This is a genomic window from Geobacillus sp. WSUCF1 (assembly GCF_000422025.1).
Lineage (GTDB): Bacteria > Bacillota > Bacilli > Bacillales > Anoxybacillaceae > Geobacillus > Geobacillus zalihae.
Genome location: NZ_ATCO01000218.1, coordinates 1 through 578, shown reverse-complemented (window position 1 = coordinate 578; position 578 = coordinate 1). Strand labels below are relative to the sequence as shown.

Annotated in this window: 1 protein-coding gene; it reads left to right on the top strand. The window is 49.5% G+C overall.

Going from position 1 to position 578, the window contains the following annotated elements; translation table 11 throughout:
• Positions 1-100 precede the first annotated feature (100 nt).
• The coding region (locus I656_RS0116905) for a DUF4277 domain-containing protein (protein WP_033006754.1) at positions 101-578 on the top strand (478 nt) is incomplete at its 3' end.

The window sequence follows — 578 nt, the reverse complement described above, 5'->3', positions numbered from 1 at the left end:
CTCACATTTCGCACCCTCCCAACGAAAATCGGGAGGATTTTTTCGTTCCGATGTCGAATGAATCCTTGACACACAAGGAAAGTGAAGGAGTTTTTCTCTCATGAACGTTCAAGTCAAAAAGGTCTATCGTAATGATTATTTGAATATAATAAGTGCCCTATTCAAGAAACTGGGCCTGCCCCAATTGATTGACCATCTCGTTCCCGTTGATCCACAGTGCCAGACTCGAGTCAGCGATGCCGTTCAGGCCATCATCTACAATCTGTTTGACGGCCGGCAAGCCCTCGTTCACGTGGAACGATGGGCTCAGGAGATCGATCTAGAGAAACTCATCCGTCCCGGTCTCCATCCTTCCTGGTTGAACGACGATGCCTTGGCTCGTCATCTCGACCGCTTGTATGAGGCCGACATTCACAAGGTGATCAGCACTTGCTTGATTCACATTTATCGCAAAGAAGGCCTTTCCCTCCGAGCCTTTCACGCCGATACGACGGACAAGACGGTTTACGGCGCGTATGAATCGGCCTCATTAGAGGCTTTGCAGATCACACATGGCTATAACCGCCATCATCGTTGGC